7 protein-coding genes are annotated in these 6,273 nt (G+C 69.5%); 4 read left to right on the forward strand and 3 right to left on the reverse strand.

Features of this window, described 5'->3' with window-relative positions; all coding sequences use genetic code 11:
- The first annotated feature begins 62 nt into the window (after nt 1–62).
- The 4 genes from DW299_RS04660 (at nt 63) to DW299_RS19475 (ending at nt 3,406) form a co-directional block, all read left to right on the forward strand.
- Nucleotides 63–881 carry a basic amino acid ABC transporter substrate-binding protein gene (locus tag DW299_RS04660; protein WP_136035877.1) on the forward strand — a complete coding sequence of 273 codons (819 nt, stop codon included), beginning with the start codon at nt 63–65 and terminating at the stop codon, nt 879–881.
- A 34-nt stretch (nt 882–915) separates the two neighbouring features.
- Nucleotides 916–1,713, forward strand: coding sequence for an amino acid ABC transporter permease (locus DW299_RS04665; RefSeq protein WP_136035878.1), 798 nt, complete (start codon nt 916–918; stop codon nt 1,711–1,713).
- Nucleotides 1,710–2,465 carry an amino acid ABC transporter ATP-binding protein gene (locus DW299_RS04670; RefSeq protein ID WP_136031965.1) on the forward strand — a complete coding sequence of 252 codons (756 nt, stop codon included), beginning with the start codon at nt 1,710–1,712 and terminating at the stop codon, nt 2,463–2,465. Before DW299_RS04665 ends, DW299_RS04670 begins: the two co-directional genes overlap by 4 nt.
- 272 nt (nt 2,466–2,737) lie before the next feature.
- Nucleotides 2,738–3,406: a hypothetical protein gene (locus tag DW299_RS19475; RefSeq protein WP_240745318.1), complete on the forward strand. Its 669-nt coding sequence runs from the start codon at nt 2,738–2,740 to the stop codon at nt 3,404–3,406.
- Between the two features lie 73 nt (nt 3,407–3,479).
- On the opposite strand, the gene DW299_RS04680 is transcribed toward DW299_RS19475, so the two are convergent.
- From DW299_RS04680 to DW299_RS04690, 3 genes are all read right to left on the reverse strand, one after another.
- Nucleotides 3,480–4,571: an ABC transporter ATP-binding protein gene (locus DW299_RS04680; protein ID WP_136035879.1), complete on the reverse strand. Its 1,092-nt coding sequence runs from the start codon at nt 4,569–4,571 to the stop codon at nt 3,480–3,482.
- On the reverse strand, nt 4,568–5,359 hold the full coding sequence (locus DW299_RS04685) for an ABC transporter permease (RefSeq protein ID WP_136029725.1): 792 nt from the start codon (nt 5,357–5,359) through the stop codon (nt 4,568–4,570). Before DW299_RS04685 ends, DW299_RS04680 begins: the two co-directional genes overlap by 4 nt.
- The coding region (locus tag DW299_RS04690) for an ABC transporter permease (protein WP_446724786.1) at nt 5,356–6,273 on the reverse strand (918 nt) is incomplete at its 5' end. The genes DW299_RS04690 and DW299_RS04685, both read right to left, overlap by 4 nt.

Below are 6,273 nucleotides of genomic sequence, written 5' to 3' on the forward strand. Positions count from 1 at the left end.
CATGTTTAGATGATCTCCTACCCGTCCGCGGGCGCACCCGCCCCCGAACCCCAGGAGTCGACATGCCCCGTCGTACCCTCTTCGCCGGTCTCGCACTCGTGGCCACCGCCACGTTCGCGCTCGCCGGATGCGCCACCGGATCGACCGACGCGGGCAGCAGCGACGCTCCCGCGGCCGGCGACGAATACGGTCTGATCGAGGCGGGCACGCTCACGGTCTGCTCCGACATCCCGTACCCGCCGTTCGAGGTCGAGGACGCGGACTCCGAGACCGGGTACTCCGGATTCGACATCGACCTGCTGGGCGCGATCGCGAAGCAGCTCGACCTGAAGCTCTCGGTGCAGGATGTGGGCTTCGACGCGCTGCAGTCCGGCACCACCCTCGCCGCGGGTCAGTGCGACATCGGCGCCTCGGCCATGACGATCACCGAGGAGCGCAAGGCCAACATCGACTTCTCCGACCCGTACTACGACTCGCTGCAGTCGCTCCTGGTGCGCACCGACTCGGGCATCGAGTCGATCGACGACCTCGACGGGAAGAACGTGGGCGTGCAGCAGGGCACCACGGGTGAGTCCTACGCGGGCGAGAACGCGAAGGGCGCTCAGCTCGTGCAGTATCCGTCGGACGGCGAGCTGTGGCCGGCCATGCAGGCCGGGCAGATCGACGCGATCCTGCAGGACCAGCCGGTGAACCTCGAGCACGAGAAGGCCGACTCCGCCTACAAGATCGTGGAGACGTACGAGACCGACGAGTCCTACGGCTTCGCGTTCGCGAAGGGCGAGAAGGATGCTCTTCTCGAGGCGGTCAACGGCGCGCTGAGGGACCTCCGCGACAGCGGCGAGTACCAGAAGATCTACGACGAGTACTTCACGGCCAGCTGAAGACGGAACTGAGTCGGTCGGGAGGACCTTGACAATGGCGTTGAGGCGCACCACGAAGAAGAAGCTGTACCGCTACACCGTCTATGCGGTGCTGATCGCCCTCGTCGTCTGGGCGGCGATCAGCACCGACTGGGCGCGGATCGCCACGATGTACTTCAACCCGGAGATCGCGGCGAAGATGCTCCCGGGGATCATCACCACCGCGCTCGTCAACACGCTGTGGTTCACCGCCGTGGCGTTCCTGGGCGGCTTGCTGCTCGGCGTGGTCCTCGCGCTGATGAAGCTGTCGGAGATCGGGCCGTTCCGCTGGATCGCGACGTGCTGGATCGAGCTGTTCCGCGGGCTCCCCGCGATCCTCACGATCTTCGCGATCGCCTACATCGTGCCGATCGGCATGGGCGTGTCGGGCACGAAGCTCGGTGGGCCGGTGGTGCTCGGGCTGATCGGTCTGATCCTCGTGGCATCGGCGTACATGGCCGAGACCATTCGCGCCGGCCTGCAGGCGGTGCCGAAGGGGCAGACCGAGGCGGCCCGCTCTCTCGGCATGTCGCCGATGAAGACGACGTTCTGGATCGTGGTGCCGCAGGGCTTCCGCATCATCATCCCGCCGCTGACGAACGAGTTCGTGCTGCTGCTGAAGGACACCTCGCTGCTGTTCGTGGCCGGGTCGTTCATCTGGTCGAAGGAGCTCACGACGTTCGCCCGCGACGCCAGTACGCAGAACGCCAACGGGACGCCGCTGATCATGGCCGCGATCCTGTACCTGATCGTGACGATCCCCCTCACGCGGTTCAGCGCGTGGCTGGAGCGACGGATGGCGAGGAGCCGATGACCACCGATCTGATCGACGTCCACGCGCCCGCGATCGACATCCAGGGGCTCGTCAAGACGTTCGGAGACAACGAGGTACTCAAGGGCATCGACCTCACGGTCACGGCCGGCGAGGTCGTCTGCGTGATCGGCCCGTCCGGCTCGGGCAAGTCCACGCTGCTGCGCTCGGTGAACCTGCTGGAGGAGCCCACCGGCGGCAAGGTGCTGATCGAGGGGATCGACATTACCGACCCCGACGTCGACATCGACCGCGTGCGCACCCGCATCGGCATGGTGTTCCAGAGCTTCAACCTCTTCCCGCACCTGAGCGTGCTCGGCAACCTGACGATCGCGCAGCAGCGGGTGAAGAAGCGGTCGAAGGCGGAGTCCGAGAAGGTCGCGCACGCGATGCTCGAGCGGGTGGGCCTGGCCGAGAAGGCGGGCGCCTACCCCGGTCACCTGTCGGGCGGGCAGCAGCAGCGCGTCGCGATCGCCCGAGCGCTGTGCATGAACCCCGACATGATGCTCTTCGACGAGCCCACCTCCGCGCTCGACCCCGAGCTGGTCGGCGAGGTGCTGTCGGTCATGCGGTCGCTCGCCGACGAGGGCATGACGATGCTGGTCGTGACCCACGAGATGGGCTTCGCGCGTGAGGTCGGCTCGCGGCTGATCTTCATGGACGGCGGTCACATCGTCGAGGAGGGCGACCCGCACGAGGTGCTCGCCGATCCGCAGCACCAGCGCACCAGGGACTTCCTGTCCCGCGTGCTCTGAAGCACCGACGAACGAACCCCCTGCCGCCGGGATGGCGACAGGGGGTTTCGTTCTTCTCACCGCGGTCCCTCGGCTGCGATGACCTCCGCGGGGAGGCCGGAGACGCGCTACCGATATACAACGCGGCGGAAGGGCGTTCGGAGGCGTGGATCCGGAGGTTCGCCGGGTATCGTGTGCAGGTCGATCGCTGGGGCGGTCGACGGAATCTGGGGACAAGTCGGCGGCGATCCGGGACGGATCGGCGACGACTCGTGGTGACACAAGGGGGACCGATGGCTGTCTTCGGCCGTCGTCGACGTGAGATCGACGTTGCGAACACACGCGCGGAATCGGCCGACGCCGCCGCGCCCGATGACGACGCGCTCCGCGCGCTCGAGGACCTGTTCTCGACACTCCCGCCTCCGCGCCCCGCGCTGCGCGCGCACGCACTCGTCGACCGCGACGCGGGCCCGGCGCTCCTTCCGACCCTCACGCCCGGCGGCGATGACCCGATCGCACCGACCCCGGGCACACCCCTCATCGAGCGGGACACCTCGCTCGACCGCACCCGTACAGAACCTCAGGGAGAACGAATGGCACAACTGGAACAGTCCGTGCAGGAGCTTCTGACGATCGACGGCGCCGTGGGCGTCGCGATCGCGGACTCCGCGTCCGGCATGGCTCTCGCGCAGGGCGGTCACCCCGCCTTCGACCTCGGTGTCGCCGCGGCCGGGAACTCCAATGTCGTCCGCGCGAAGCTGCAGACGATGAAGGAGCTCGGCATCGCCAGTCGGATCGACGACATCCTCATCACGCTCGACGACCAGTACCACCTGATCAATGTGCTCAGCAGCAGCGGCACCGAAGGACTCTTCGTCTACCTGGTGCTCGATAAGGCGAAGGCGAACCTGGCGCTCGCCCGCCACAAGCTCGCCACCGTCGCCGGGCAGATCACCATCTGACCCGGAAACCGAACGGAGACCCTGCGGCCAGACGGCCGCGGGGTCTCCGACGTTCCAGGTGGGCCTCCGCCGCTCAGCCGCGCGGATGGACCACCACGGGCTCCGGGTCGACCGCGATGCGGACGCGGTCGCCGAACGCGGGGTGCACACCCGGAGCGTGCTGCACGCGGACGAGCTCGCCCGACTCCGTGCGCACCAGCGTGCGGCGCATGCTGCCGAGGAACGTGCTCTCCTCCACCAGAGCATCGGTCGCCGCGTCCGCCTCCGACGCGAAGTGCACGTTCTCCGGTCGCAGGTACACGTCGACCGGGCCGTCGGCCGGCGTCTGCAACGGCAGGCGCTGCCCCCACACCACGACGTGGTCGCCCTCCGCGACACCGGACACCACGCTCGACAGCCCGACGAACGCGGCGACCCCCGCCGTGGACGGAGCGGTGTACAGCTCCTCCGGGGTGCCGATCTGCTCGATGCGCCCCGCGTTCATCACGGCGATGCGGTCGGACACCGCCAGCGCCTCCTCCTGGTCGTGCGTGACGAAGACCGTGGTGATGCCCAGTCGGAGCTGGAGGCGGCGGATCTCGTCGCGCAGCTGCACGCGCACCTTCGCGTCGAGCGCCGACAGGGGCTCGTCCAGCAGCAGCACCCGGGGTTCGGTGACCAGTGCCCGCGCGAGGGCGACCCGCTGCTGCTGCCCACCCGACAACTGGTGCGGGAAGCGATCGGCGAGGTCGGCGAGACCCACGAGAGCGAGGGCGTCGAGCGACCGTCGTGCCGCCTCGGCCCGGCCGACTCCGCGGCGTCGCAGACCGAAGGCCGTGTTGTCGACCACGCGCAGGTGCGGGAACAGCGAGTACGACTGGAACACCATGCCGATGTCGCGCTTGTTGGTCGCCACCCGAGAGACGTCTCCGCCGCCGAGCAGGACCGCACCGCCATCCGCGACCTCGAGCCCGGCGAGCACGCGCAGCAGCGTGGTCTTGCCGCATCCGGACGGGCCCAGCAGCGACACGAACTCGCCCGGCGCGATGTCGAGATCGACGCCGTGCAGGACGGTGGTGCCGCCGTAGCGCTTCACGATGCCCTGGAGCTGCACGCGGGTGCCCTCGCCGGCCCGCGCGAGCAGCAGGTTGTCCTTCGTGCGGGGGAGGGCGTGGTCGAGGGTCATGAGCGGGCCTTTCGGGAGCCGCGCGCGACGCGGCCGATCAGGAGGAGCAGGAGGAAGACGAGCAGCAGCGCCAGCAGGGTGAAGATCGCCGGCGCGTAGGGGTCCTGCTTCTGCACGACGAGCATCGCCGTCTGGAACACCGGACGGTTCAGGAGGGAGGCGATCGTGAACTCACCCAGGACCACGGCGATCGACAGCAGCGACGCGGCCAGCAGCCCCTGGCGGAGGTTCGGCGCGAGTACGCGGAGCACCACGGCCGGCCAGCTCGCGCCGAGGGAACGGGCCGCCTCCGACAGCGTGCGCAGGTCGGCCGCGTCGATCGCCGCCTGGATCGACCGGAAGGCGAACGGCAGCACGGTGATGCCGTAGGCGAACGCGAGCGTCCAGGTGCCGGTGCCGAGGGTGCGACCGATCTGCAGATAGAGGGGTGCGAGGCCGACCACCAGCACGATCGCCGGGATCGAGATGGGCAGGAGCGCGAGGAACTCGAACGCGGGCTTCAGCCGCGGGAAGCGCAGGTTCACCAGGATCATCGTCGGGGCCAGTACCAGCAGGACGATCGCGACGGTCACGACGGCGAGGATCAGCGAGTTCCCGAGTCCCGTCCAGATCGGCCGGAGCGCGGCCGCCGCAGCGGGGTCGAACAGCGCGGCCCAGTGCTCGAACGACGGTCCGTCGGCACCACGGAGCGTGAACAGGAACGTCGACACGAGCGGTACAGCGAAGAACGCGCCGACGAGCACACCGATCACCCAGCGCGTGGTGCGCGACGGGGCGAGACGGTTCACGAGCGCCACCGCGCAGCCCGGCGCTGGATCAGCGAGTACAGGCCCATCACCACGCCGACCACCACGATCATGCCGAGGGCGAGCGCCCCGGCGAGGTTCTCCCTCCCCAGCAGCGTCTCGCTCGTGAGGGCGGTACGGATCTGCAGCGGCACGATCTGCGAGCCCTGGCTGGCCAGCGCCGCGGCGGTCGCGTACGACGAGAAGGCGTTCGCGAACAGCAGCAGCAGGCTGGCGAGGAACGAGGGCGCGAGCACGGGCAGGCCGATGCGCAGCCAGAAGCTCGCCCGCGTGCCGCCCAGCGTGAGGTTCGCCTCGGCCCACTGCGGCTGCAGGGCGGCGAGAGCGGGCATGAACGTGATGACCATGAGCGGCACCTGGAAGTAGATGTAGGGCAGGACGAGCCCGGGCAGCTCGTAGAGCCAGGTGCCGTTCGCGAAGATGTCGACGCCGAGCGTGTCGCGCAGGAAGACCGTGACCACCCCCTGGATGCCGATCGTGGCGATGAACGCGAACGCCAGCATCACCCCGCCGAACTGGGCGAGCACCCCGGCTGCTGCATCGACCGCCCGTCGCACGGCGCCCTCGGGCGGAGCGCCGAGCAGCGCGTAGCAGACCAGGGCCCCCACGACCGCTCCGACCGCGGCCGTGAGCAGCGACAGCCCGGCCGAGTTCGCGAACGTCCTCAGGACCACGGGGTCGCCCAGTGCCTCCACGTTCGTCATCGTGACCGCGCCGTCGTCATCGAAGAACCCCGAGCCGACGGCGAGCACCGTCGGCACGGCGAGGAACAGCACCACGTAGGCCGCGAAGGGGACCAGCCCCAGCCACGCGAACGACGGCGCGGACCGCCGGGTCCCCGCGTCACGCGCGGGCCCGGCGGTGGTGGCGGGGGGGGGGGCCGCGGCGGCCCCCCC

Origin of the sequence: Microbacterium sp. K35 (assembly GCF_004794375.1) — a bacterium.
Lineage (GTDB): Bacteria > Actinomycetota > Actinomycetes > Actinomycetales > Microbacteriaceae > Microbacterium > Microbacterium sufflavum.

What these genes read in the sequence shown, in the direction of transcription:
- DW299_RS04665 (WP_136035878.1), top strand. Translation starts at nt 916, where the DNA reads ATGGCGTTGAGGCGCACCACGAAGAAGAAGCTGTACCGCTACACCGTC.
- DW299_RS04660 (WP_136035877.1), top strand. Translation starts at nt 63, where the DNA reads ATGCCCCGTCGTACCCTCTTCGCCGGTCTCGCACTCGTGGCCACCGCC.
- DW299_RS04670 (WP_136031965.1), top strand. Translation starts at nt 1,710, where the DNA reads ATGACCACCGATCTGATCGACGTCCACGCGCCCGCGATCGACATCCAG.
- DW299_RS19475 (WP_240745318.1), top strand. Translation starts at nt 2,738, where the DNA reads ATGGCTGTCTTCGGCCGTCGTCGACGTGAGATCGACGTTGCGAACACA.
- DW299_RS04680 (WP_136035879.1), bottom strand. Translation starts at nt 4,571, where the DNA reads ATGACCCTCGACCACGCCCTCCCCCGCACGAAGGACAACCTGCTGCTC.